The organism is Bacillus pfraonensis, from assembly GCF_050768835.1.
Taxonomy (GTDB): domain Bacteria; phylum Bacillota; class Bacilli; order Bacillales; family Bacillaceae_G; genus Bacillus_A; species Bacillus_A pfraonensis.
Genome location: NZ_JAHCDO010000011.1, coordinates 94,664 through 120,900, shown reverse-complemented (window position 1 = coordinate 120,900; position 26,237 = coordinate 94,664). Strand labels below are relative to the sequence as shown.

At 35.0% G+C, this 26,237-nt stretch carries 27 protein-coding genes, 2 pseudogenes and 1 riboswitch; of the genes and pseudogenes, 5 read left to right on the top strand and 24 right to left on the bottom strand.

Translation table 11 applies throughout. The annotated features are described in order from the left end of the window. Nucleotides 1-208 precede the first annotated feature (208 nt). The 7 genes and pseudogenes from KFD70_RS12605 to KFD70_RS12575 all read right to left on the bottom strand — a co-directional run bounded on the left by KFD70_RS12605 (nt 209) and on the right by KFD70_RS12575 (nt 6,919). Nucleotides 209-1,558, bottom strand: a complete 1,350-nt coding sequence (locus tag KFD70_RS12605; protein WP_336452731.1) for an APC family permease — start codon at nt 1,556-1,558, stop codon at nt 209-211. 400 nt (nt 1,559-1,958) lie between these two features. Further along, nucleotides 1,959-2,927 (bottom strand): class 1b ribonucleoside-diphosphate reductase subunit beta, encoded by a 969-nt coding sequence (gene nrdF, locus KFD70_RS12600; RefSeq protein ID WP_336452732.1) that lies wholly within the window; start codon nt 2,925-2,927, stop codon nt 1,959-1,961. Nucleotides 2,928-3,097: 170 nt separating this feature from the next. Further along, nucleotides 3,098-4,489, bottom strand: a pseudogene (locus KFD70_RS12595) (ribonucleoside-diphosphate reductase subunit alpha); the annotation flags it as partial. A gap of 314 nt (nt 4,490-4,803) precedes the next feature. Then, nucleotides 4,804-5,502 (bottom strand): annotated as a pseudogene (locus KFD70_RS12590) (ribonucleotide reductase N-terminal alpha domain-containing protein); the annotation flags it as partial. Next, nucleotides 5,489-5,848 (bottom strand): class Ib ribonucleoside-diphosphate reductase assembly flavoprotein NrdI, encoded by a 360-nt coding sequence (gene nrdI / locus KFD70_RS12585; RefSeq protein WP_017152669.1) that lies wholly within the window; start codon nt 5,846-5,848, stop codon nt 5,489-5,491. The pseudogene KFD70_RS12590 and the gene nrdI, both read right to left, overlap by 14 nt. Before the next feature lie 534 nt (nt 5,849-6,382). Further along, nucleotides 6,383-6,700 carry a hypothetical protein gene (locus tag KFD70_RS12580; RefSeq protein ID WP_336452733.1) on the bottom strand — a complete coding sequence of 106 codons (318 nt, stop codon included), beginning with the start codon at nt 6,698-6,700 and terminating at the stop codon, nt 6,383-6,385. 24 nt (nt 6,701-6,724) lie between these two features. Next, nucleotides 6,725-6,919, bottom strand: a complete 195-nt coding sequence (locus tag KFD70_RS12575; RefSeq protein ID WP_336452734.1) for an abortive phage infection protein — start codon at nt 6,917-6,919, stop codon at nt 6,725-6,727. Nucleotides 6,920-7,135: 216 nt separating this feature from the next. Here KFD70_RS12575 and KFD70_RS12570 point away from each other — a divergent pair, with 216 nt between their 5' ends. Next, nucleotides 7,136-7,714, top strand: a complete 579-nt coding sequence (locus tag KFD70_RS12570) for a GNAT family N-acetyltransferase (protein ID WP_336452735.1) — start codon at nt 7,136-7,138, stop codon at nt 7,712-7,714. Nucleotides 7,715-7,750: 36 nt separating this feature from the next. Here the strand turns inward: KFD70_RS12570 and KFD70_RS12565 are convergent, their stop codons facing one another. Beyond that, a complete protein-coding gene (locus tag KFD70_RS12565) occupies nt 7,751-8,353 on the bottom strand; it encodes a histidine phosphatase family protein (RefSeq protein WP_336452736.1) in 603 nt (200 codons plus the stop codon). Between the two features lie 94 nt (nt 8,354-8,447). Next, on the bottom strand, nt 8,448-8,621 hold the full coding sequence (locus tag KFD70_RS12560) for a hypothetical protein (RefSeq protein WP_336452863.1): 174 nt from the start codon (nt 8,619-8,621) through the stop codon (nt 8,448-8,450). 217 nt (nt 8,622-8,838) lie between these two features. Between KFD70_RS12560 and KFD70_RS12555 the strand changes: the two genes are divergently transcribed. Continuing rightward, entirely contained in the window at nt 8,839-9,024 is a 186-nt protein-coding gene (locus KFD70_RS12555) for a YkvS family protein (protein ID WP_000683952.1), read from the top strand. 48 nt (nt 9,025-9,072) lie between these two features. On the opposite strand, the gene queF is transcribed toward KFD70_RS12555, so the two are convergent. The 4 genes from queF to queC are packed head-to-tail and all read right to left on the bottom strand — an operon-like array spanning nt 9,073 to nt 11,477. Continuing rightward, entirely contained in the window at nt 9,073-9,570 is a 498-nt protein-coding gene (gene queF / locus KFD70_RS12550; RefSeq protein WP_336452737.1) for a preQ(1) synthase, read from the bottom strand. A 41-nt stretch (nt 9,571-9,611) separates the two neighbouring features. Further along, nucleotides 9,612-10,328: a 7-carboxy-7-deazaguanine synthase QueE gene (gene queE, locus KFD70_RS12545; RefSeq protein WP_336452738.1), complete on the bottom strand. Its 717-nt coding sequence runs from the start codon at nt 10,326-10,328 to the stop codon at nt 9,612-9,614. Next, nucleotides 10,321-10,815 (bottom strand): 6-carboxytetrahydropterin synthase QueD, encoded by a 495-nt coding sequence (gene queD, locus KFD70_RS12540; RefSeq protein ID WP_336452739.1) that lies wholly within the window; start codon nt 10,813-10,815, stop codon nt 10,321-10,323. Before queD ends, queE begins: the two co-directional genes overlap by 8 nt. Further along, entirely contained in the window at nt 10,815-11,477 is a 663-nt protein-coding gene (queC, locus tag KFD70_RS12535) for a 7-cyano-7-deazaguanine synthase QueC (RefSeq protein WP_018764167.1), read from the bottom strand. The genes queD and queC overlap by 1 nt, the downstream gene beginning before the upstream one ends. A 93-nt stretch (nt 11,478-11,570) precedes the next feature. Next, nucleotides 11,571-11,614: riboswitch (PreQ1 riboswitch) on the bottom strand. A 233-nt stretch (nt 11,615-11,847) separates the two neighbouring features. On the opposite strand from queC, the gene KFD70_RS12530 reads away from it, so the two are divergent. Continuing rightward, the gene (locus KFD70_RS12530) at nt 11,848-13,056 is read left to right on the top strand and encodes an ATP-binding protein (RefSeq protein WP_336452740.1); all 1,209 of its coding nucleotides are present in this window, start codon (nt 11,848-11,850) and stop codon (nt 13,054-13,056) included. Between the two features lie 11 nt (nt 13,057-13,067). Here KFD70_RS12530 and KFD70_RS12525 read toward each other — a convergent pair whose 3' ends face one another. The 4 genes from KFD70_RS12525 to KFD70_RS12510 form a co-directional block, all read right to left on the bottom strand. Beyond that, a complete protein-coding gene (locus KFD70_RS12525) occupies nt 13,068-13,184 on the bottom strand; it encodes a DUF6254 family protein (RefSeq protein WP_000018497.1) in 117 nt (38 codons plus the stop codon). A gap of 227 nt (nt 13,185-13,411) precedes the next feature. Next, the gene (locus tag KFD70_RS12520) at nt 13,412-13,945 is read right to left on the bottom strand and encodes a DinB family protein (protein ID WP_336452741.1); all 534 of its coding nucleotides are present in this window, start codon (nt 13,943-13,945) and stop codon (nt 13,412-13,414) included. Nucleotides 13,946-14,084: 139 nt separating this feature from the next. Continuing rightward, on the bottom strand, nt 14,085-15,779 hold the full coding sequence (locus KFD70_RS12515; RefSeq protein ID WP_336452742.1) for a M3 family oligoendopeptidase: 1,695 nt from the start codon (nt 15,777-15,779) through the stop codon (nt 14,085-14,087). A 325-nt stretch (nt 15,780-16,104) separates the two neighbouring features. Continuing rightward, complete coding sequence (locus KFD70_RS12510; protein WP_336452743.1) at nt 16,105-16,551, bottom strand: MarR family winged helix-turn-helix transcriptional regulator; 447 nt, start codon at nt 16,549-16,551, stop codon at nt 16,105-16,107. 203 nt (nt 16,552-16,754) lie between these two features. Between KFD70_RS12510 and KFD70_RS12505 the strand changes: the two genes are divergently transcribed. After that, entirely contained in the window at nt 16,755-18,281 is a 1,527-nt protein-coding gene (locus KFD70_RS12505) for a DUF3149 domain-containing protein (RefSeq protein ID WP_420792359.1), read from the top strand. 29 nt (nt 18,282-18,310) lie between these two features. On the opposite strand, the gene KFD70_RS12500 is transcribed toward KFD70_RS12505, so the two are convergent. Then, on the bottom strand, nt 18,311-18,595 hold the full coding sequence (locus KFD70_RS12500; RefSeq protein WP_336452745.1) for a Spo0E family sporulation regulatory protein-aspartic acid phosphatase: 285 nt from the start codon (nt 18,593-18,595) through the stop codon (nt 18,311-18,313). 568 nt (nt 18,596-19,163) lie between these two features. On the opposite strand from KFD70_RS12500, the gene KFD70_RS12495 reads away from it, so the two are divergent. Beyond that, on the top strand, nt 19,164-19,931 hold the full coding sequence (locus tag KFD70_RS12495) for a divergent polysaccharide deacetylase family protein (protein ID WP_336452746.1): 768 nt from the start codon (nt 19,164-19,166) through the stop codon (nt 19,929-19,931). Between the two features lie 38 nt (nt 19,932-19,969). Here KFD70_RS12495 and cbpA read toward each other — a convergent pair whose 3' ends face one another. The 6 genes from cbpA to phnX all read right to left on the bottom strand — a co-directional run bounded on the left by cbpA (nt 19,970) and on the right by phnX (nt 26,223). After that, nucleotides 19,970-20,593, bottom strand: coding sequence for a cyclic di-AMP binding protein CbpA (gene cbpA, locus KFD70_RS12490; protein ID WP_336452747.1), 624 nt, complete (start codon nt 20,591-20,593; stop codon nt 19,970-19,972). A gap of 124 nt (nt 20,594-20,717) precedes the next feature. Continuing rightward, nucleotides 20,718-21,350: a class II aldolase/adducin family protein gene (locus KFD70_RS12485; RefSeq protein WP_336452748.1), complete on the bottom strand. Its 633-nt coding sequence runs from the start codon at nt 21,348-21,350 to the stop codon at nt 20,718-20,720. Nucleotides 21,351-22,265: 915 nt separating this feature from the next. Next, nucleotides 22,266-23,048, bottom strand: a complete 783-nt coding sequence (locus KFD70_RS12480) for a DeoR/GlpR family DNA-binding transcription regulator (protein WP_336452749.1) — start codon at nt 23,046-23,048, stop codon at nt 22,266-22,268. An 87-nt stretch (nt 23,049-23,135) separates the two neighbouring features. Continuing rightward, entirely contained in the window at nt 23,136-24,320 is a 1,185-nt protein-coding gene (locus KFD70_RS12475; protein WP_336452750.1) for a saccharopine dehydrogenase family protein, read from the bottom strand. Beyond that, nucleotides 24,317-25,414, bottom strand: a complete 1,098-nt coding sequence (phnW, locus tag KFD70_RS12470; protein WP_336452751.1) for a 2-aminoethylphosphonate--pyruvate transaminase — start codon at nt 25,412-25,414, stop codon at nt 24,317-24,319. Before phnW ends, KFD70_RS12475 begins: the two co-directional genes overlap by 4 nt. A gap of 14 nt (nt 25,415-25,428) precedes the next feature. Next, nucleotides 25,429-26,223: a phosphonoacetaldehyde hydrolase gene (gene phnX / locus KFD70_RS12465; protein WP_336452752.1), complete on the bottom strand. Its 795-nt coding sequence runs from the start codon at nt 26,221-26,223 to the stop codon at nt 25,429-25,431. Nucleotides 26,224-26,237 lie beyond the last annotated feature (14 nt).

Sequence of the window (26,237 nt, the reverse complement as noted above, 5' to 3'; positions counted from 1 at the left end):
TAACACCTCATTTATTTATTTTTTACTAGTATTAGAAAGCAATAATCGTGCCAAGTAGTAAAATTAAGTTAATCATATCGCTTCAGCCTTCTCACTTACATTTTTTCTTCTCCCTCCTTATGAACAGTTGAATGATTTATGCAAACATGCATGAATTTACAATCTCCAAAATAAAAAACACCGGATATATCCCGATGTTTTTGTCATTTTACATTTCCTGCACTTCTTCAAAATGCATTTGCGGGGGAGCTGAACGAAACATGTTCGTAATATATAGAAGATAGCCAATTCCAAGAACAGCCCAGCTAAGTCCAAGAATAAGTGAGTGAATATTGAGGTTAAACCATAGTACAGCTACTGTACCAGCTCCCAAAATAGGCATAACTAAGAAATGAAAAAAGTCTTTTACTGTTTTATATCGTTTTTGCTTAATCACATAGTAAGAAATGACTGATAAATTAACAAATGTAAATGCAATAAGCGCTCCGAAGTTAATCAGAGAGGCCGCTGTTTCTAAATCTATGAACATAGCGGAGAGCGCAATAATGCCTACAAAAATAATGTTATATACTGGCGTTCGCCAGCGAGGATGAATGTATCCAAATATTTTTTGTGGAATTACATTATCTCTTCCCATTACATATAATAACCGCGATACACTTGTATGAGAAGCTAAGCCGGATGCCATTGTCCCCATAAAAGTTCCGACTAAAAAGAAGGTTTGAAATAATTTCCCGCCAACGTATAGTGCAATTTCTGGAGCTGCTGATTCTTGATCTTTAAATACAGATGCATCCGGAAAAAAGGATTGTGTAAAATACGTCGTAACGATGAACAAAATACCGCCAATTAAAGCGGTAAGAAAAATAGCTCGAGGAATTGTTTTCTTTGCGTTTGGTGTTTCTTCTGCAAATGTCGTTACCGCATCAAAACCTAAAAATGAAAAACAAAGAATTGTCGCTCCTGCAACTAACGGTGATATTTGTATATCTGACTCAAAAAACGGCTGAATGGAAAAGACTTCTCCAGTTCCTTCTCCTGCTATCAATCCCTTTATAACAAGAACTACAAATACAATCATTACTAACACTTGGAATGTTACTAAGAACGTGTTGAAATTAGCAGTAACATTCACACTAATAATATTTATAAGTGTAATCAGTAGAACGAAACCAACGACCCACGCCCAATCTGGAACACTTGGAAAAAGTGCTGACATATAAATCCTCGTTAATAGTGCGTTCACCATTGGTAGGAACAAATAATCCAATAATGCTGACCATCCAACAAGAAATCCAAGTCTTGCACTAATTGTCTTTTGTGTATACGTATAAGCAGATCCTGCAGTCGGAAAAACCTTTACCATTTTGCCGTAGCTTGCTGCTGTAAATAACATTCCCGCTAATGCAATAAGATAAGCCCCAGGAACATGCCCGCCCGTTTTTTCAGAAACGATTCCAAATGTATCAAACCCCACCATCGGCGTCATATACCCGACACCTAGCATAACAATTGACCAAAGCCCTAATGACCGTTTTAAACCAACTACTTTTCCCACCTATCATTCCTCCTACTTTCTCTATCTAATTTCCATATAAAGATTGATAACTAACCAGAAAACGCTTTCAACGAACTGCAAATGTTTTACTGCACATTATAAACTCTCCCCCTTTATTTTTTAAATATTCATGCAATTTTCGAGCCAAAATTTCTTGAATGAAAAAATTTATTAAATAGCCCTATTTATTCACGCTCCAATGAAACGATAGGTGGGATTATTTTTCTAATCGTTCCTTTCATTTTCTATTCATTTCGACATAACTTATTCAACTTCTCATACTACTAACTTTCATAGATCAAGGAAGAAAAACTTATTAAGAAATAATAACATTATGTAAACTATTCACACACAAAAAAGCTGCCTTCACATGAGAGACAGCTTTTTTCAATCTTATTTATTAAAAATCAAATACGAAATCATCATCTGATAACTTTTCAACATTTGTTGCTTTTACATACCCGTTTCCTTTTACAGAGAAGAAATCATGATTTTTCGTATCTGTACGTAAACCATTTAATACGATTGGGTTAATTTCTTCCTCTTCAAAGCGTGGTTCTAATCCTAAGTTCATAAGTCCCTTATTCGCATTGTAACGAACAAAGCGGTTTACATCTTCAACAAGACCAATGGATGTATAAATTTCTTCTGTGTATGCCATTTCAATTTCATACAATTCCATTAATAGTTCTTGTGTTTCTTTTTGTACTTCTTGTTGCTCTTCTGCAGAAAGTTCTGCAAAGATTTGTTGTGCTAAAATACCGACGAATACGCCGTGAATGCTTTCGTCGCGAATTATTAAGTTAATAATTTCACCACTTGCAGTCAATTTTCCTTGTCCTGCTAAGTATAGCGGATAGAAGAATCCACTATAGAACAAGTAACTTTCTAAGAACACACTCGCTACCATAGCCATATATAATTCTTTTTTCGTTACTTGTGGCTTTAATAAACGGCGATAGTAACCTGTAATAATACCTGCTTTTTTCTCAAGCAATGGATGGTTATCTACCCAATCAAAGATTTCATCAATTTCTTCTTCTGTTGCGAGTGTCGTGAAGATATGACTATAGCTCTTCGCATGTACTTCTTCCATAGCACCCATGAAAGCCAGTACACTTTTCGCTTGTAAATTCTCAAGATGAACAAGTACAAGAGGCATCCCTTCGCCGCCTTGTTTTGTATCTAGAAGTGTTAATCCTCCTAGTACTCGCTTATAAGCAATTTGCTCTTCTTTTGATAATTGCACCCAAGTATTTTTGTCAGAAGATACAGCGATCTCTTCTTCTGTCCAAAACTGAGCGATGTTTTGCTTCCAAAACATTAAACTAAAATCATCTTCTTTTTTGTTCCAGTTTACCGCGCGCATTGAATCGCCCCTTCTCTATCAATAAGCTCTTCTAACATGCGGTAAAGCTTTCACTTAGTAATGAAAACTTAACCGCATGTTAGACGTCTTAAATTTTATAACTAAGCATGAGCAGGGTCAGAAAAACCCTGCTCATGCTGTCTTACTCTATCAGTCAATTAGAATTTGCATCAAACTGTACAAGCAACACACTCTTCGACGCTTAACTTACGAGTTCTTGTATAATACAAGCTCTTCAAGCCTTTTTTATGTGCATAGATATAATAACGTGCTAATTCACGAGTAGAAATATCACTATTTACATACAGAATTGTACTAATTCCTTGGTCAATATGCTCTTGAATTTCTGCAATTAAATCAATTAATTTAAACTGATTCATATCATAAGACGATTTATAATACCAGAATGTATCTTTTGATAAATATGGCATCGGATAATATGTTGTCGCATTTGCATACGTTCTTGATTCAATTTGACTTACGATTGGCATTACACTTGAAGTCGCATTTTGCACGTAACTGATTGATTGTGTCGGAGCGATGGCTAATCTATACGAGTTATATAAACCGTGCTTCTGCACTTCTTCTTTTAGACTTGTCCAATCTTCTTTTGTTGGAATATGGATTCCTTCAAATAACTGCTGTACTTTCTCAGTTACCGGACTATAATCTGTTGTCTCATACTTTTCAAAGTATGTTCCATTTGCATAATCCGACTTATCGAAGTCTTTAAATGTTTCGCCTTTTTCTTTCGCAATACCCATACTCTTTTCAATCGAGTAATAGTTTAACATCATAAAGAATGTGCGAACAAATTCTTTCGCTTCTGCACTTTCATAAGCAATTTTATTTTTTGCTAAATACCCATGTAAGTTCATTGCACCAAGTCCAACTGAATGAAGCTCGTCATTTGCTTTTTTCACAGTTGGTGCGTTCGGAATAACAGTCATATCAGAAACAGCTGTTAAAGCTTCCATTCCTGCATGAACTGCTTCACGAATTTCTTTATTCTCCATTACGTTTACAATGTTTAATGATCCTAAGTTACAGTTAATATCACGACGGATAATATCATCTGTACCGTAGTCGTTAATTTCGGATGTTTCTTGCAGTTGGAAAATTTCTGTGCAGAGATTCGACATCTTCACAGTTCCAATATCCTTTAACGGATGCTGCTTATTCGCATTTGATTTAAACATTAAGTATGGATAACCAGACTCAAGTTGAATCATCGCAATTTTAATGAGCATATCACGTGCACTAATATCAAGTGGCTTCTTCTTCACCTTTGGATTGCTCATTAATTCATCGTACATTTCATCGATATCTATATCATCTAAATGTTTTCCGTACTCTTTATACACTGTATATGGTGCGAAAACATGGAATGGTTCGTTTTTCTCAGCAAGCTCAAAGAACTTAGTTGGAACGATAATACCGATTGATAGAGACTGAATACGGCTCTTCTCGTCGGCATTTATTTTTTTGGTATCAAGGAATTCAATAATATCCCAATGGAAGATATTTAAATACACTGCCCCGGCACCTTTTCTTTGCATATTGTTACTCCATACCCTTAAAACGTATGGGGGATAGTCATTTCTGCTATCCTCTCTATATCGCTATAGAGTTCAGACCATATCTTCTTCTCACCTACAACCTTGATTTGAGAAGCCAGGTTCGAACTATATAGTCACCTACATAGCCACTTGGTCGTTGAACCTTCTCCCTATCTAATAGACTTAGGAGCTCGGCTGCTGATTTCCTGCAATCTTGGATTTTTAGGGGGCGCTACGTAATTTCTTCGTAGTATCCTACCTCGATATACTCAGGCGTTCCAGCAATTGACCCGGTTTTATAGTTGAGCCATAAGTTAACCCAACTGATTCGCATACGAAAACGAATCTTCAAGCAATTTCATAACTGGTACAACACCGCTTGCTGCGTTATCGATGCCTTTAATTTGCTCACCGCGTGCGCGTAATTTACTCAAGTTGAGCGCCACGCCTCCACCAATTTTCGATAGCTGCATCGCCGTATTAATATTAAATCCGATTGAATTTAAGCTATCATCCATCTCTAACAAGAAACAAGACACCATTTCTCCTCTTCTGCTTCTTCCCGCATTCAAAAAGGTTGGTGTCGCTGGTTGGTAGTTTTGTTTTACGATCATACTTGCAAATTGTTTTGCTTTGTTAACATCACCGCGTCCTAAATATAATGACACAATTGATACACGATCTTCGTAGCTTTCTAAGTATTGTTTTTGATCATTCGTTTTTAACGCATAATCTTTGTAAAACTTAGATGCCGCCATATAAGATTGGAATTCGAAGTTTTCACTATATGCAACGTTGTATACTTCCTCTACCTCCTCCAACTTATACTCGTCCAGAACGTTGTAATAGTAATCGTGTTCATTCATATACTCAATTCGCTCTGCCACGCTATCAAAATGAACGGTATTCGCTCTTGCTTCTTCCATAAAGACTTCTAATGCTTCTTTATCTTTATGAAGCTGATAGAAACCGTCTTGCATTTGCGTGATTTCATTATTCAGTTCAATGTGTCGCAATCTCCCGCACCCTTTCTTTAAAATATTCTACATCTTTATTTGTTCCAGATAACTCGAATTTTGATACAATAGGTACTTCGTATCTGGTTGAGATTTTATCTGCACTTGCTCCGAACATATCTCCCCAGTTGCGATTGCCACTCGCAGATACGCCTTTTAAATTTGCATTATTGCGCTCTAAAAATTCTAAAACACGTTCCGGCACATTTCCAAAACCTGTTGTATACGTAATAAGAACAAAATCTTCGTCTAATACTAGATCTTCATTAATTTGAACGGCCGGCATATTTAATTTGTGGATGAAACGCTTCACGTTTCCTGTCATAGAATCATATGCAACCAACATTTCCGACCCTCCTCTTCTTTCTTTAATATCTAGATGCCGTTTCATGATTTCCCTATATATTGTATTACGTTTCAAAACAAGACACAAGATATATGTATAAATTCTTTCTTTTTTTAACTTTTACTTTTCGACATAGCATGTCGTTTTTTTCAATACAAAGACTATGAAACAACATTCTAAAACTCATGTCAATAAAGTGCTTTTCAAAAAAGTTGTCAACGAATTTAACCATTTTCACGAAATTGTTAGCAATATTTTTTGTAAAAAAACGATAAATGCTGGAGAATTTTATTTCTCCAGCATCACACAAAAAAGAACAGACTTTAAGTTGTAATCTGTTCGAAACCGGTTACACATTATTTAGATCATACAAGTAAGACATTCTCTCTTATGGATGAAACATTTATTACATCATAATACATATACTTTCTTTTTTGTTACACAATAACAAATATCATTATAATGAAAAGGACGCTTATGATGGCACACCACTTTATTCGTTAGTGTGATGAGAAATTTAAAAAGACTGTAAACTCATTCGCAATGTTCAATACGTAAAATATCTTTTATAAATAAATGATGGAAATTCTCATCTTTATCTTGCATTGTAAACACTGGCGCTTCTTCATCAAAATATACAACCATTCCCTCTACATATTGATTCATATGTTGAAATTTCACAGTTGCTCGAATTAGGGTTTCCTGCTCATATGCTACTTTTAATTTTTGTATCACTTCTTTCGTACGTTTCCGTTTCTCGGGAAACATAACCATTCCTACAAGTCGATTTCCTGCCTCATCTTTCCACATGTAGTCCCAATGCGGTAAAATACCTTGTTTAAATTCTCCCATCATTCTCCTCTCCTTTTCCTTCTATTAAGAACGCGGTGTTTCTGTATATGTATAAATAATTTCCCCGCCACGTTGTGCATTCCCACTGAAATGTTTAAAATCTTCTCGATTTACTAGAACCTCACGAAACGTATAAAATACATCCTTAGTTACAACATACTCTTTTATCTCTCCATTTTTCAGTTGATCTAAAATTGTATTTGCTAATTGTTTATCCATGTATTTCACCTCTCTGCAATATTTTATCCTATCTTTCACAAGTCGACAATGTTTAATTTCTTACATTCACAGCAAATATCGTATACTAACATAGCTGTTTATCTATACTAAATCAATTCGAGATTCAAGTTTCTCTTATAAAATTCAAGAAATTAATGAATCACTGATTGAGGCTTTATTTTATGTTACAATAAGAATGCAACTAGGAGGGATAATATGATTCGGAAAGCAAAAAAAACAGATGCGAAGGCAATAGCTCCTTTATTGTATAACGCTCTGCATGAAATTGCTGAAAAAATCACAGGTGGAAAAACCGAAACAGAAGTCTTGACAGGGCTTGAAACTTGGTTTTCAAAAAAAGGAAATCGACTTAGCTTTGAGAACTGTTTCGTTGAAGAACAAGATGGACAAGCAGTTGGAATCATCGTCGCCTATCATGGCAGTCACGCAAAACAACTAGATACTCCCATTGTAAAACACTTACGAAAAATCCATCAAGATTCATCTATTACGCTAGAAAAAGAAGCTGAACTCGATGAATACTATATTGACACATTATCCGTTTCAAGCGCTTATGGCGGACGAGGGATCGGCTCAAAATTGATTCAAGTAGCAGAAAATAACGCCTATGAAAAAGGCTATGAGAAAATTGCATTACTTGTAAATTTAGAAAATAAGCGAGCTTTCTCTTTATATAAAAAACTTGGCTACCAAGAGGATAAAACGGTTATGCTTGTCGGAGAGCCCTATGCTCATTTAGCGAAACCACTCTATAAAAAAGCTTTCGTTTCCTAAAAAAAGCACACGATTCTTCATTGTAATCGTGTGCTTTTATGTTAAATTGGTATTCAGTATATTTCCATTCATCGCTTCATGAAACGTGTATTCTGTACACCCCCATGGCTTTCTATGAAAGATAGGAGGTCCAGACCAACCCCTTGCACGTAACTCTGCTCCAATCATCGTATTAAAATAACTATCACCTACGAGTGCAATGCGCCCATGTACAAGAGCATAACCAATTAACGTATCAGCTGCTTGCTTTGCTCTTTCCCCTGCTTCTCGGTAGGACTCAACATCTTTAGAATATCCAATCGTCCATAATACGCGCCCGATAAACATCCATACTTCTGGTTTACACTTCACCCATTTTGGGACAAGAAAGCAAGATGGCACTTGCGCCTCTCGAAATAGAGCACTTTGAACAAAAGAAAGAGAACCTGTTAATTCTGCTGCTGACTGTACTGCACGTTTTTGATCACTCGTTACAATAAGCTTCGCCGATTCAATCGCTTCAATTGTTTCGATTGGTATGTCCTTACTTTTTTCCATACCTTCTAAATCGTATCGTTCCATCCATTCGCGAAACGATGATGCTGTCATTGATTCTGTAACATTGTTTAAGCGACCGTGACGAATAAAAGAAATTCGCATCTTCTCCACTCTCCATTCATCGCTCATCACCTATATTATTATGCACTGTTTCTTATTGCCATCATACCATGGAGAAAGGGAAAGTCATACTTCCTTACATATCCGCACTACTCTCATGAGTGACAGAAGCATGCACACCATCCACTCCATCAAAATATGTCCCTGTTTCATGGCTACGAATTATTTTTAATTGTTTATATGAAAATAAGAATAAAAGAATCACTATACAGCTTCCAATAATCTCAAATAACATTTTTACCGCCCCCATTTTATTATACCCCTATATACTGATATAAACACTTTTTTATCTATTCCCTCTTCAAAAATAGAAAAATATCTAATACATATCTTACAAAAAAATGACTATTTTTTGAATTTTTCTCATGGAAACATTTACAAACAGGGGAATATAGTTCAAAATAAAGGGAAATAAAAAAGAACGAACTTGTTCTTTTTTGGCAAAACTGTAACAAGGAGAGTTGCTTATGAAAATCGCAGAAACTGGAGATATTATCGAATTTAAAGGTGGAATGCAAGGTCGTGTTCAAAAAGTAAATAAAAACTCCGTTATTGTCGATATAACAATTATGGAGAATTTTAGAGAACTAGATATGGAACCTCTTACAGTTGTAAATCACAAAAACTATACCGTTATTAATCAACATGCATAATATAATAGAGAAAAAGGATCTGTATCCTACATACAGATCCTTTTTTCATTAACGATTATCAATTGTTTCAGGATATAGATCGTGATTCATCATACGATATTCAGCCATCTGCTCATATTTCGTGCCAGGGCGACCATAGTTACAATATGGATCAATTGAGATACCACCACGTGGTGTAAATTTCCCCCACACTTCAATATAACGTGGGTCCATTAATTTAATTAAGTCGTTCATAATCACATTCATACAATCTTCATGAAAATCTCCATGATTACGGAAACTAAATAAATATAACTTTAATGATTTACTCTCGACCATTTTTTGCTCTGGAATATAACTAATATAAATCGTTGCAAAATCTGGTTGTCCTGTTTTTGGACATAAACTTGTAAATTCAGGACAGTTGAATTTTACAAAATAATCACGGTTTGGATGATTATTATCAAATGTCTCTAAAATTCCCGGACTATATTCAAATAAATATTTTGTATTTTGATTTCCAAGTAACGTTACATCTTTTAAATCTTCGTCTAATCTTCCTGCCATTCTGTATACATCCCTTCCATTCGATTCTTCAGAGTTTATTCTTATACGCCTCGTTTGTTTCCCCACACTAACGCATGGAGCTGAGGTAATACTTTTGCATCATTCATCTCTTTGCACTGAACAGCTTTTTCAATAAGCCATTCATATTTTTGTAATAAATTCCTAATAAGCATTGCATCATCCACTGTTTTTGTATCATCATTTCCAACTTGTAAGAAAAATGGTACGTGCGGGTAACGCTCATGCACCTTTATCGCATATTCAAAATCGTGATCATCAAACACGACAACTTTTAAACTAAAATCTTTTCCTGCCAATCTTTCAATAACAGAATCTAACATGATAAAATCTGTTTTCATCTGTGAGCTTGGTGGCTTCGGTGAGATAGTTATTTCATCAATACGAAGTAACCATTCCTGCCACTTGCTCCCTTGCGTTTCAATAGCGGTGCGAATTTTCTTTTCTTGTAATAAAGACAGAAAACCTTCTAAATTTTTCAATAGTACTGGGTTCCCACCTGAAATTGTTACATGTGAAAAATTTTCTCCACCAATTTCAACAAGTTCACTCCAAATTTCTTCTGGAGTCATTTGCCGAATTTGTTCTTTCGCCGACCCATCCCATGTAAAGGACGAATCACACCATGCGCAACTATAGTCACAACCTGCTGTACGAATGAACATCGTCTTTTGCCCAACAACCATTCCTTCTCCTTGAATGGTCGGTCCGAAAATTTCCAAAACAGGAATTTTACTCACCGATCATCCACTCCCGTCTTACTTCCGCATAACTTGTTGGTGTTTCAAATAGACGAACAAATTCAACACGTGCTCCTTTATATTCATGAACGCGATTCTCTTTTGTAAGTGCTTCAGCCATCTTTTCGTAAATCCAAACGACCATGTTTTCAGCCGTCGTATTCATTGCTGGCAACGTTTCATTTAAATAACGATGATCTAAATAAATTTCAATTTCATTTTTCCAAATTTCTTTTATATCGCCAAAGTCAATTGCAAGTCCAATCTCATTTACATATCCACTAATACCAAAAACAACTTTGTATGTGTGACCATGTAAATTTTTACATTTCCCTTCGTAACAATGCAAATGATGCGCTGCATCAAATGTAAATTCCTTACTTACCATCACTCGTTTATTATGATATTTCAGTTGTTCACGTTGAATATCCTTGTCCACTTTTTGTAAATTTTCTACAATGCGAAATCCAAAAAAATTCTGTTCCATTATGCGTTCGCTCCTTCGCGTTCTTGTAAATACGTATCTAAACCTGCTTTACGAAGTTTACAAGCTGGACATTCACCGCAACCATCACCGATTATTCCGTTATAGCATGTTAATGTTTTTTCTCTAACAAACTCGAATGCACCAAGTTCATCTGATAACTTCCATGTTTCTGCTTTATCGATCCACATAAGTGGTGTATGAATAACAAATGGATAATCCATAGATAAATTTAACGTAACGTTTAACGATTTCACAAATACATCACGGCAATCAGGATAACCGCTAAAATCTGTTTCACATACGCCCGTTACAATATGACGTGCTCCAACTTGTTTTGCTAGCACAGCTGCAAATGATAAGAACAGTAAATTTCGTCCATCTACAAATGTCGATGGTAGTTCACCTTCTTCATGTGTAATCTCCATATCCGTTCTTGTTAACGCATTTGGAGCAAGTTGATTTAATAAGCTCATATCAAGTACTGTATGTTTAATTCCTAGCTCTTTCGCAATATCAGCTGCACAATCGATTTCTAACTTATGACGTTGATTATAATTAAACGTCACTGCTTCCACCTCTGCAAACTGCTGCATCGCCCAAAATAAACATGTTGTACTATCTTGTCCACCACTAAAAACGACAACTGCTTTTTCTTTTTTCATCTCACTCATTCTCCTTCTCTACTACGAATAAGAAGAAAGAACGTTCTTGAACTGTCACAATAAAAAAACAAAACAATACCTAAGGATATTGTTGTTTCCATAGTTTTTTATAGAGGGAGTTCGCGAACCTCTCCCATGTTATACATGGAATTTCTTCTTTCATTGACAACACATATTGTAACATACTGTTTCTCCCTCAGGGAAACTTCTGATTTTTCTTTTTTTTAACGAAATTCAGATTCATTTTCTTGTATTTTAATAGTATGATTGTACTTAATTAATACTATACATGTGAGAATAGCAAGGGGGCATAAAACTGAAACTCTTTATCATTCACCTCTTTTTAAACATATTATTGATTCTCGTTATAATGCTAGTGTATCACCTATTTTGGAATCAAAAAGGCAAGCATTCACCTAAACTAAATTCAACTATATTTATATTACTTTGTAGTATTACCACAATGCTTTGCATTTTTTTTGCAGCAAAAACAGATACTGGGTTTCAATTTGATATGCGTCATATTGTATTAATTGTTGGCACATTAACAGGAGGGCCTATTGCCGGTGGATCTATTTTAGTTGTATTAAACGTATACCGTTTCTTATTAGGAGGAGTAGGAATCATTCCATCCGCTATTGGCTCGATTCTCTTATATATCGTTTTACTTTCTACATACAAATTTTTCAATAAAGGGTCCAATCATATAAAACTTATACTTGCCATTTTATATAGTCTTACATACGGACTCGTTTGGGTTCCTGTTTTCCTTATCAAAGTGCCTAATTCTGAAGACTATCTTCTTCATATTATTGCGTATCAACTATGCACAATAATAGGTACAATTCTTATTCTTTATTTATTAAACATACTTCGATTGCAAATTCGTTTACAGGAAGAACTTATTAACGCTGAGAAATTTCATCTTATTGGAGAAATGGCCGCTTCCATTTCCCATGAAATTCGTAATCCTTTGACTTCAACAAAAGGTTTTTTACAACTTTTACAATCTGAAAAATGCTCTGAAAAAGATCGAAAATTATACACAGAAATAGCTATACATGGGATTGAACAAGCAAATCACGTTCTCACAGATTATTTAACATTTGCAAAACCAAGTATTGAGAAAGAACAAATGTTACAACTAGAAGATGAATTACTTCATGCACTATCTCTTATTACGCCATTAGCGAATTTATCAAATGTTCGCATACATTACATAAAACAAAGTAGCTCTTTTTTTATTACTGGCGAAAAGCAAAAATTTAATCAATGTTTGTTAAATATTCTAAAAAACTGTATTGAAGCCATGCCTAAAGGTGGCGATCTTATCCTCACACTAGTTCCCGACCATAAACATATTCAATTGTATATAAAAGACAATGGAATCGGTATGGACACAGAACAGATAAAGCGCCTTGGCTCTCCATTCTATTCTACAAAAGAGAAAGGAACTGGGCTTGGGATGATGGTCGTATTCAGCGTCATCAAAGCAATGGATGGAAAAATCGATATTACAAGTGAAAAAGATATTGGTACAACCTTCCTATTAACCTTTCCACTCATACAAAAAACGTGATGAAGATTTCATCACGTTTTTTCTGTTTCATCAACAAGTTCAGCAAAAGTCTTTACTTTCCCATGCGGTTTTTGATTTTCTTTTCGTGCTTTCCAACTACGCTCTTGCTCTTTTTTCTTATGTGACATGCTTTCAACTCCTTCATATGCTCTCTATGTATTATTCCAAAATAAGAGATAAAAATATGCATCCATCCAAGTGAAACTTCCATTACCTAGCTCTCTTAGTTTTCTCTGAATATTAAAGTAGGGCTTACTTCCCACGAATAGCTGGATAAAATAAAAGAAGCGAGATAACTACTAATTCGCTTCTTCTATTTATTACATATAGTTCCCATAGAAATGAGAATTTTTCTTTATCTTTGCAAAATCGCATATTTTGCTTCTTTTAACTGTGTAAGGTGGCGCTGTTCATGTAAATCAAGGAATTGAACCCATTGATATAAATTAAGTTCATGAAACACAGGATGTTTTAATGAATTTTCAAATAATTCACTTTCATCTATAATACTATGCAGCGTATGCAATAATTCTGCTCGTGAATGTTCGAGTAATTGAATTCCTTGTTGTTTTTTCATTAATGTTTCTGTTGGTTGCATTTGTTGAGGAGCTTCTCGTTTGTATGTTCGATCAAGAGTAAGTTGGAGATCTTTGAGCGGGACTACTTTTCTTTCTTTTTTCTGCAAAGCATACACAAGAGCTGATGTAACAGATTGTTCAACTAGGTGTAGGTGATGCAAAATTTGAATGATACTCCATTTATCACGGCGCGGTTTTACATTTACTTCCGTATCATTTAACATCTCAATTTCTGATAATAATGTATTTCTTGTAGATTGTAACGATTGCAGCAAAGTTTCCAAACTAACATTCATATTAGATTGAAGCATAATTCTCCCCCCTCTTTTTTGGTAAAAAAAGGCGCTTCTAATTTAGAAACACCCTTTAAATAAATCTGAATTTTCTTATATTATCTCATTATTTTGCAAATGTGTCGATTGTAAAATGTGAAAAAAACAAGGTTGATTTTTACAATTTTGTGTCATCCACTGCACGTAACCATGCTTGAATCTCATTGATTACACCTTGCACACAACCATTAGCAAACGGTGATGTTAAATTTGCTACCTCTACTAAATCTAGGAAAGATTTGCTTCCTCCTTGCTGACAAAGATTCACATAGTCTTCCCAAGCTTCTTGTCTATTGTCTCTTGCTCGCTTCCAAAATTGCAGTGCACAAATTTGCGCCAATGTATAATCAATATAATAGAAAGGAGAGCTGTAAATATGGCCTTGACGTTGCCAGAAAGCACCACGTTCTAAATAATCATTGTCTTCATAATCTCGGTGCGGCAAGTACTTTCTTTCAATATTACGCCATGCTGCTTTCCGTTCGTCTGGAGATGCCTCTGGATTTTCATATACATAGTGTTGATACTCATCAACAGATACACCGTACGGCAAAAATAGAAGTGCTGAACTTAAATGAGAGAAATAATATTTATCCGCATCTTCCTCAAAGAATAATTTCATCCATGGCCATGTGAAAAATTCCATACTCATGGAATGAATTTCACAGGCTTCATACGTTGGCCAATTATACTCTGGAATTTCAAACTTGCGGCTTTCATATACTTGAAATGCATGACCTGCTTCGTGCGTCAACACATCAATATCACCCGATGTTCCATTAAAGTTCGAGAAAATAAACGGAGCCTTATAATTTTCAATGTATGTACAATAACCGCCGCCAGCTTTTCCTTTTTTCGCAACTAGATCTAATAATTCATTATCTAGCATAAAGTTAAAGAACTCATCTGTTTCTTTTGATAATTCTTTATACATCGTCTTTCCATGATTAATAATCCACTCTGCATCTCCTTTTGGAGTCGGATTACCTGTTGCATATTCAAAGCTCTCATCATAGTAAGCTAATTTTTCTACACCGATGCGCGCCTTTTGTCTATTTCGTAATTCTGTTGCAACTGGAACAATGTAATCTAATACTTGTTTACGATAATTTGCCACCATTTCCGCATTATAATCTGTGCGGTACATTCTTGCATATCCAAGTTCAACAAAGTTTTGAAAACCAAGTGTTGTAGCAATTTTCGTTCTTACTTTTACAAGTTCATCGTAAATACGGTCTAACTCTTCTTCATGCTCTGCTAAAAATCCGTAATAAGCTTCACTTGCTCTTTTTCGCATATCTCTATCCTTATGTTGCATAAAAGGTCCAAGCTGTGATAATGTTCTTTCTTCACCTTCAAAGTCAATTTTGGCAGCCGCTAAAAGTTGTGTATATTGGGAAGATAATTTATTTTCCAATTGCAAATCTTTTACAATTTCATCTGAATATGTTTTTAAATCACATTCCGCTAAAGCAAATAACTGTTTCCCATAATAAGCTTCTAGCTCCTCACGAAATGGAGAATTCATCAATGCTTTATAATATTTCGTTGTATAGCCTTGTACAATAGGAGAATATTCATCAAAGAAATCTTGTTCTTCCTTGTAAAATACATCTGTTGTATCAACAGAATGGCGAATGTAACAAATATTTCCCATCGTGCCAAAATCATTGCGAATTTCATTAATTACACCAATGACTTGCTTTTGCTCTTCTATCGTCTTCGCATTCTCAAATTGTTCTAAAGCTGCAGTAAATTTTCCTTGTAACTCCTCTGTATTCGGACGTTTATATTCATAGTTCTGAAATGACATGAATGTGCCTCCTCTCAATTATATGTACCATTACTATAATTCCATTTCCTTTTCTGAATTTCCTTTTATTCTTCAGCAAAATTCGTCAGAAGCTGTAACATTCCTTTACCTATATTCCTTCTTTTAATGAATTTTGGAGTAAGGGTGCCACTTCCGCAAATAGCAGGATAAACAAAAAAGCCTTTGGTTATTTTACATCGAAAGCTTTTTACACATGTTATATAAATTCATTTTGATTTTTTAGCACATAATTTCCTACTACGCATGGCCGGACGCTCTCTCCCATCAAAAAAGAAAGTTTTTTCAATTTCTATTTATGTATATATCATTTTTCATACTTTCCGACTTTTTTAAGTAAAGATAACAATTCATTTTTCTCATCTTTTGTTAACATTTCAAAGGAATCATGTATAATTTTTTCATGATTTGGAAAAATAGAAGCGATGAAGGTCTCTCCTTCTCCTGTTAACTGTGCATATATAACACGACGATCATTTGGACATGGAATTCGTTTTACAAGCCCTTTTTTTTCTAACTTATCAACAACATACGTAATACTTCCACTTGCAATTAAAATACGCTCTCCAATTTGTTGAAGCGGCTGACTACCTTTATGATATAGCAATTCTAACACAGCAAACTCAGTTGGATTCAGCCCGTTACTTTGTATTGATTTATTTGTAGTATCCATAACAAAGCGGTGCACACGCGATAGTGCAATAAAAACTTTTAAAGATTGAGAAATACCTTCTCGCTCATCATTCAATTTCATAAGATTTCAACCCTTCACTTAAATTCACAAAGATTCAAGACAACCTACTGAATAAAAAGGTTATTCATAACTGCCAATGGTTCATCTGTGTCTCCGAGTGATTGCTCAATCACTTCTCAGTTTTACTCTTTCCTCATATTAAAAATATACTAACAATTACATATTAAATAAAAGCATGACAATTTTAACACAGTTTATATATAATGATAATAAAAAAAGAAGGAGTAGCAACCTTGAACGGGAAATTACGGAGCGTAACTATATATATATTGCTTGTTATATTACCAATGATAGGAATCGGTGCAATTTTCTATTCCTATCATACCTACCAAATGCAACAGGAAAACAAACAAGCTGCTCATACTGTTTTATTTTTATATAGAGACTATTTAGATCATCATATCGGCGAAGCTATTTCCGCTTTAGAAATGCTTGCTATGATCGTAAATACAGAAACAGAAAATACAAACGGAATTCAACAAATATTACACGATACCGATGAAAAAAGTGAGCATTTTTCCGGTTTATATTATACAAATAAAAATGGCTTAATCACTGTAACATCACAAGGCTTAACATCGCCAATTCATGTTGCAGATCGAAACTATATAATAGAAGCCTTTAAATCAAAAAAAACAACTGTATCATCTGTCATTATAGATCGAGTTCTCGGACACCAAGCTATCATGATTGCCACACCCATTTTTACAAAAAACAAACAAATTTCTGGCTTATTGTTGGCCAGTTTACGATTTGATTATATATCATCTGCTCTGAATGCTATTAAACCCCAATATCACTTTGAAGTAACAGATCAGCATGATGTAGTTTTTTTAATGGATGATAATAAAGAATCGATCAGGCAACATACAAACAAAATTTCTACTCCATTACAAAAATTAAACTGGAAAGTTTCTGTTTCTCCATTACCTATTCATAAAACAACTTTATACCAAACGGTTGTGGTAGAATGTCTCGTTACTTTATTTTTATTGACAATTTTATTTTTACTTGTTCAATATATTTTACTGAAACGACAAACGAAATTGGAGAGACAACAAAATGAAATACAAAAAATTGAATTAGTTGGTACTTTTGCAGCTAGCACAGCTCATGAAATCCGGAATCCACTTACCGGAATTAAAGGTCTCGTAACACTCTTAAAAGAAAAGCACACACAAGAGCAAGACCAATTTTATTTTTCTGTTATTGAACAAGAAATAGAACGTATTAATGAAATTGTTAGCGAATTTCTTATTCTCGGCAAACCAACAGCGATTATTGAGAAAAGGTATGATGTAAGAGATATTATTAAAGAGGTAGCATTAATTATTCAATCGGAAGCACATTTGTATAATATTATATTTACCTTGCAGTTACCAGACCATCCTGTTCATATCCGTTGTTCAAAAGATCATATGAAACAAGTGGTTTTAAATATTACAAAAAACGCAATTGAAGCTATGTCATCTGGTGATATATTAACAATTCAGGTAACCAGCAACAAAGAACATGCGCAATTACACATTGTTGACACAGGAAAAGGTATTCCAAAGCATATTCAAAAACACCTCTTTCATCCGTTCTTTACCAATAAAGATACCGGAACAGGTCTTGGCCTTGTCATATGCAAACGAATTATAGAAATGTATGATGGACAAATTGTGATTGATAGTAAAGAGAATAAAGGAACCACTGTCCATATAAAACTTCCATTAGATCCCGCATAATTATCCTTCTCTACGAAGGGTAATTATGTTTATTTCATAAAAGCAGTCACAAACATTTTCCAGAAAGCACTTGATTTCCCTTCATATTCTATTTGAAAAAAAGGTACTTTCATAAATGTTAACCATCTTGGTGTTTGCTGTTCTTTATAGCGTTGATACTGTAAAATAAGCTTGTCCAACTCTTGACTCACTTGAATTGTTTCTGTACTGTTTAATCCATTTGTTAAACCTAAATGAATCATTTCTTCACGTTTCATATGAATATCACGCGAAAGCTTTTCCATTGTGTTGTACCTCCGTTTTGCTGTAAACATCCATATCCCCCTCATTATTCTTCCATACTCTTTACTTCATTTTCACCCTATACATTCAAACTGTACATGTATACTTCACTTGAATTGGAATACTCAGAATTTTTAACATTTTCCCCCTGTAATTTACAAATCTTTATCCTCACTTTGAGAATTATTACAAATTATTCTATCTTTGTAAATACATTCGCAATAATAGACATTTTTTTTATGTTATTTTTTGTAAAAGACAAATAAACTCCACTTTTAAAATTTTTTATTCACATTACTTCGACATTTTTCTCGTTTAATTTATGTGAAAAACGCAAATCATAATTACAGATTTGCATTTCCATCTTCACAAATAAAGTAGTCTATCGTATTTCATTGAAAAAATAACTTTTCCATACAGACAAACTTCCTTCACAAATTGGACTTTTACTACCAGTTTGTGCGGGTTACATATCAAATTTATTTCACGATTTATAAAGTGAAACTTCCATCAGTAGGAGTCTTACTACCTCCGAATAGCCGGCTAAACTTGATGGGCTATCCTTACAACAAATCACTCAATTAGAAAGGAACTTCTTATATGCGGAAACATATCGTTATTTTTTTCATTGCATTATCTATTGGCATTTTCCCTCTTCAAACATATGCTCATACAAATAAGGTCACCATTGTAATCGATGACTTTGGAAATAATATGAAGGGAACAGAAAGGATGTTATCCCTTCCCATTCCACTTACTGTAGCCGTTATGCCCTTTCTTCCATCGACAAAACAAGACGCTATAGCTGCGCATGAAAAAGGCCATGAAGTCATTATTCATATGCCAATGGAGCCTATTAAAGGAAAGAAAGAATGGCTTGGCCCTAAAGCCATTACGACTGATTTAAGTGATCATGAAATTGAAAATCGAATTGAACAAGCGATCCAAGAAGTCCCACATGCAATTGGAATGAACAATCATATGGGTTCTAAAGTAACAGCTGATGAAAGAATTATGCGCATCATACTATCAGTATGTAAAAAACATGGACTATTTTATTTAGACAGTAAAACAAATCCTAATAGCGTAGTACCGAAACTCGGAAAAGAATTAGGAGTTCCTATTGTAGAAAATCAATTATTCTTTGACGATGTTTATACATCATCTCATATTACAAAACAAGCACAGATACTCTTGCAAAGAATTAAAGAAAAACCTGTCGTAGTTGCAATTGGTCATGTCGGTCCTCCTGGGGAAATTACTTCTCGTGTTATTGAGTCCACCATTCCTAAAGTACGTGAACATGCAGACTTTATTTTCTTATCCGATCTCGCCCTCTCGCCACCACCTGTTTCCAAACAAAAATAGAGAACAGCTATATGCTGTTCTCTATTTCTATACTATCTTTATATATGATCTACATGGCTAACGCGAAACCCTTTTTTCTCTATTTTTGCAATTAAGGTTTCTAATGCTTTTTCATCTAAGTCATCTGTAAGATTTACAATAACACGACGCATATATCGATCACCATTGTCTAGTGTAAATAATCCCCCAATATGATAAGACTTAAGCAGCGTTCCTAACTCCTTAATTGTTCCCTTACAATCTTGCGTTGCAATCGTTATTATATAGCCACCTGTTTGCATCCCAAACGAATCTTCAATGACATCAAATATGTTAGAATGTGTTAAAATCCCAACAAATTCATTATACTCATTCAGTACAGCTAAAAATGGAAGACGTCTAATTACATAAAAAGCTCGAAAAAATGAATCCTTTTCAAAAATAAATGCAGATTTATTTTCCACAATATCTTTTACATATATATCGTCTAATCCTTCATTACATTTCCGTTCTAAAATATCTACTTTATAAATGATTCCTTTAAATTTCTTCTCATCTTCTGCAAGTACAGGAATCGCTCTATATCCCTTCTCATTCATCATTTTTAACGCCTGTTCCCCCGAATCATTATCCTTACAAAATGTCACCTGTTGTTTCGGCAGAAAATGATATTTAACTCGCAAAATACGTTCCTCCTCACATGACGACATGTAATCTATATATAATAAGGAGATCCATATTTTATGAGTGAAATCACTTTTTTAAAACGCTTTCATTTATTGGTTTGCACGTAATGCATGATTCTCTTTATATAACTGAAGAACTCTTAGTCCCTTTGATCATCAATAATTTCACATGATAATTCATTAAATACTCTAACCCTTCTAACCATTTTTTCGTCTCTTCCGGCGTTTTTCCCCATACAAGCATTCCATAATTATGAACAAGTACAGCTCCGCCACCTTCTATAAAATTAGGAACATGGTTCTCTAATAAATCAGCAAACTTCTTTTCATTTTCTACAATTGGAATTGTAATCTCTGTAATACCTTCATTTCCAAAAACACGTTCTACAGTACGTTTTTCAAATGTAACTTTCCCTTCTTTTCCATATAACTCTGACATTAAATGACTATCTACAGTTTGAACTTGCAAAATACAATCTGCGTTTCCTTTTTTATAAATATCAGCATGCATAAACGACTCAGATGCAGGTTTTTCATCATTTTCAAATACAGGCTCACACATACTATTTACTACAATAAAATCTTCTTCTGCAAATAACCCTTTGTCTCTCCCTTCAATATTTACCAAAAATGTTAATGGTTCTTGCGATGTCCGCATAGATAGACTAATTTTTGTACCATAAAACCAATCACGAAGAGCTAATTCCATCTTTATATCTCTCAACTCTTGCCATTTCTTTAAAAAAAATAACATTTCGTCACCCCCATGAGAATATCACTATAATGATTTCACCATTTCTATGTAAAAGAAGTATTTTTTGATTATTCTAAAAATTTAATTGAATTATCACATGAGAATCCCTTTTTGTCAATACGATTTCTGCATCCACTTGAAAATTAGGCAAATGTTACACGACAAAAAGACTCTTTTACAGAGCCTTTTTGTTCATCATTTGAAGTATTTCACTCTTTTCTCTTTCATTAATAATGCCGACCTTTTGTAATATATTCGCGTACAATATAAGTTTATTATATAAGCGTTCCGACATTGCTTTCCCTTCTTTCCTCCAGGCAACTTTTTTTCTATTGGTAAATTATATGAAGTAAACCGAAAAATGTGTCCACTTTTTGCACCAACACAAAACTTTTTAACGTATTTTCAATAGAAGTCCCCGATTGTACTTCTCTCATCACGACATAGGAAACAACAAATTGATAATTTCTATATAAAGTGAAACTTTAATCAGTGGGGGTTTTCCCCATCCCCCCACTGATTATTAGCCCTCACCAATCGAGTCTTTACGGACAGTTCATCTTCCACCTAACTTCTTTAGAAAAGCGGAAGCGGCTCGCCCAGAATCGCAGGACGTTGGAGCTTCCGACAGAGAGGCGCTTTTTGCCTCGTCCGAGGGGGGCGAAACGACCGGAGATTCTAGCCGCTAGAGCTGGACATTGCTTTCGCTGAATTTTAAGGTGGGAATGTTACTGTCCGTTAATGCGGGATAAATTCATTTTAATTTTTCAACATATACGTTGGTCACACAAATAAGAAAAGCTAACTCGCACTCGTTTTCTCTTTCTGTTTTTACTTGACATGGGTCTGGAAAAGGATCTGATCGCTTCTTTTTAGTTAGATCCCCTCTGCCAACTAAAAAGAAGCGGTTTATATTTAACTAATCGTCCAGCGAATATTATTTTTTGTAATGAATTCTTCAAAACTATGCGGCATTTTTTTATCACAAATAACGTGCTCAATATTAGACAAACCGGCAATTCGATAATTTCCTTTTAGCCCAATCTTTGTATGATCGCATAAAACAAATGTTTTTTCCGCTAACTGAATCATCGCTTCTGATAACTTAGCTTTTTCCAATTCAAAACTAGAAATCCCAAAACTCGGTAACAATCCATCAATTGAAATAAATGCCTTATGAAAATGAAACTGACGAATGACTTGCTGTGAGATAGATCCTGAGACACGACAGTGCTTAGGAGACACCTTTCCTCCAATAAACAATACTTCACCATCAAACATTTTTTTATTTATAGAAGAAATCAATTGGGTTGCAACAGGAAATGAACTCGTCACGACAGTTAAGTTTTTCCGATGTACGAGATAAGGGACCATTTGAAGTGGTGTGCTTCCATCATCGATAACAATGACATCTCCATCTTCTACAAAAGTTGCTGCTTTATAGCCGATCCTTTTCTTTTCTTCAATATATAACATTTCTCTTTCTAACATAGGGGGCTCTATACCTGCTCCCGGAAGTTGAACCGCTCCCCCATATACTTTCTTCAACTTCTTTTCCCGATCAAGCTCTTCTAAATATCTGCGAATGGTTTCTGTTGATACTGAAAACTCACTTGCTAACTCTGAAACTTTCACTTTCCCCTTAAACTCTACTTTTTCAAGAATACTACGCTTTCTTTCTTCTCCAACAACAGACATCACTTCACCTCATTTATCTCGCTTATATAGGCAACCTAATCCCATCTCAAGATATTGAGATGGGATCCATATGGGAATTTCACTTACTTATACAAAATCATAGTTTTCTTCAACGATACAAACTTCTTCATGAATATGAATGCCTCGTTTTTCTAACTCATCAAAAATGATTTGTGGATTTTGAAAAGCTTCTTCAGGTGTTACAACGCCCATTTCTTTCACTTCACCTTTTGCAATTAACTCCGTTGCAATTCCAAATGGAATTCCTACATTTCTTGTATAAGCTCGCAAGTTTTCCCATCCTTCTACAGATCCGTCTGAAGTAGGATGCGTATGATATAAAACATGCTGCACTTTTTGACCATCTTTTTCTCCAATTACTTCAACATGAAGTGCATATCCATAAACCGCTGTTTCTCGTCCTTCTTTTGATTGCAGTAAATAGCTTGAAATACAATCCATAATACCAATCTCTTTACCATTCACTTCAATTGTGTCGTTACGTAATATACCGTAATTGTACAAAGCACGAACAAGCTGCATATTTCGCTGCGGCCAAGTTCCACGTGTTTCAATAAGCTGTACTCCTTTATCTTTTAACGCTTTAGCTAACGTAATTGTTTCAGAGTGAGGAATAATATACTGAACCGCTTTACCATATGGTGCAGGTAATTCAATTTCCCTTGGACGTGCAAATGGAGGTACTTGTTTAAATTCACCACCCTCAAATACTGTACGCGTCGGTAATTTCGGATCATATTCGTATGTTGTCGTCTCCGTAATCGAAGCTGAAAAAGCAATCGGACGATAGGATCCATGACTTACACGTACAGATTCCACTGTATCTAATTGATTCGCTGCATACATCGCCATCATCTGTGTCACACCTGGCGTCATACCAAATCCCGGCAAACAAGTCTTTCCATTTTGAACAAATACATCATGTGACTCATTTTCCTCGCCAAATCCATTTAAATTCACCCCATGGCACCCAGCCTCAGCAATACAACGAGTAGATAGCCCATTTAATTTAATCGTTGTGCCATCCATAACAATATCATAGCCTCTCATCTTCGCTACCGTGTCCGCATGATTTGTAACATCTACCTTCACAAAATCAACACGTGGATCGTTCAGCCATGCTACTACTTTCCGACCTTCTTCTTCATTAAAATCAGCAACCGTAATCGTTTTAAAAGATGAAAATTGAACTAAGTCTAAAATTGCTTCGCGACAAATTTTACCGGCTCCACCTAAACAAAATACTTTCATCCTATAACAGCTCCTTTTACAATGCTATCTACTAACCGATGAATATCATCTTCATGCACATCACCAATATTGCCAATTCGGAACGTATCTACTTTCGAAATTTTCCCTGGATAAATAACAAAACCTTGCTGTTTGAGCTCATTATATAATCTATTAAATTCAAAACTTTCTTCCGGATAAATAAAAGATGTAATGATAGGAGATTGATATCCTTCCTCTACTAACGATTGCAAACCAACTTCTCTCATTCTCTTTACTAATACTTGTTGGTTATTACGATAGCGAGCATTTCGAGCTTTAACTCCGCCCTCTTCTTCTAGTTCAAGTAATGCTTGATAAAAAGCTCGTACAATATGTGTTGGTGATGTAAAACGCCATTTTCCATTTTGCACTTCCATCATTTCCCATTGATCATAAAGATCTAATGATAATGAACGAGCTTGTCCTTTACATTTTTCTAATTCATCACGCTTTGCAACTACAAATCCAAACCCGGGAACACCTTGAATACATTTATTTGCACTACTAATCATAAAATCAATTTGCAAATCTGAAACATCCATTTCAATGCCCCCAAAGCTACTCATTGCATCAACAATTGTAACTTTTCCATACTGTTTCCCTAAATTACATACATCTGCAATTGGATTTATAATCCCTGTCGTTGTTTCACAATGTACGACAGCAACATGTGTAATTGCTGGATCTTTTTGCAATCGTTCTTCTACTTCTACAAGATTTGTGGGCTCCCATTCTTCTGTTTGGCTCACAACAACATCAATGTGTAACATTTCTGCCATTTGTACAATGCGCTTTCCGTACGCACCATTCGTACAAACAAGAAGTTTCCCCTCTTTCGGAATAACCGAACCGATAACTGATTCAACAGAAAAAGTACCGCTCCCTTGCATTAAAACTGTTGTATAACGTTCTTCGTCCTTTGTCGCTAATGCTACAAGGCGGCTTCGCACTTCTTGTACCATTGTGTTATATTCAGTGTCCCATGTGCACCAATCGTATAGCATAACTTCTTTTACAGTTTTTGTTGTCGTTAATGGACCTGGCGTTAATAGTAAATAATGATTGTTATTCATGACTCCTACCCCTTTTATGAAATAATAAGTTCTTCTTTTTCGATATTTTCAATTACTTTCGGTAATTCTTGCATTGTTTCAATCGTAAAATGAGCCCCATTATCTACAAAACGCTTACGGACCACTTCCATTTTCCCCTGGAGTTCTACTGGATCCATCTTTGCAACTTCCTCTTCTGTCAGGCCAAGCTCACTACTACCAAGGATGACACCGACAGTCCACATCCCCGCATTTTTTCCTTCTTTCATATCCGAAACTGTGTCTCCAATCTTTAACATATGATTCATCGGATATACACCTAGATGCATAGCATTTTTATAACACATCCATGGATATGGTCGACCAGCCGGAACATCATCTGGTGTAACAAGAAAATCTGGTTCATATCCTTGCTCTTTTGCTTCTTTTGCAACAATATCCATCATTTCGCTTGTATAACCTGTTGTGGAACCAATTTTAATACCTTGGTTACGTAAATGTGCAATCACATCTTTCACTCCGCGAATCGGCGTTGCATATCGCGGTAGGATAGAAAAAAGAATTTCTTCAAACTCTTCATACATTTCCTGTATATCTGCCTCTGTTGGTAATTGTCCAAAAACTTGCTTCCATTCTTCTCTAATACGAGGCATTTCTGTTAATGCGCGAACATGATCAATTTTTAGTAATCCCATTGGTTTACGTGCTTCTTCGGCTGTGATGACAACACCTCGTTTATTAAAGATTTCCATAAACACTTCTAATGGTGCAAAACATCCATAATCAACTGTCGTACCAGCCCAATCAAAAATAACCGCTTCAATTTTCATCCTACCCATCACCC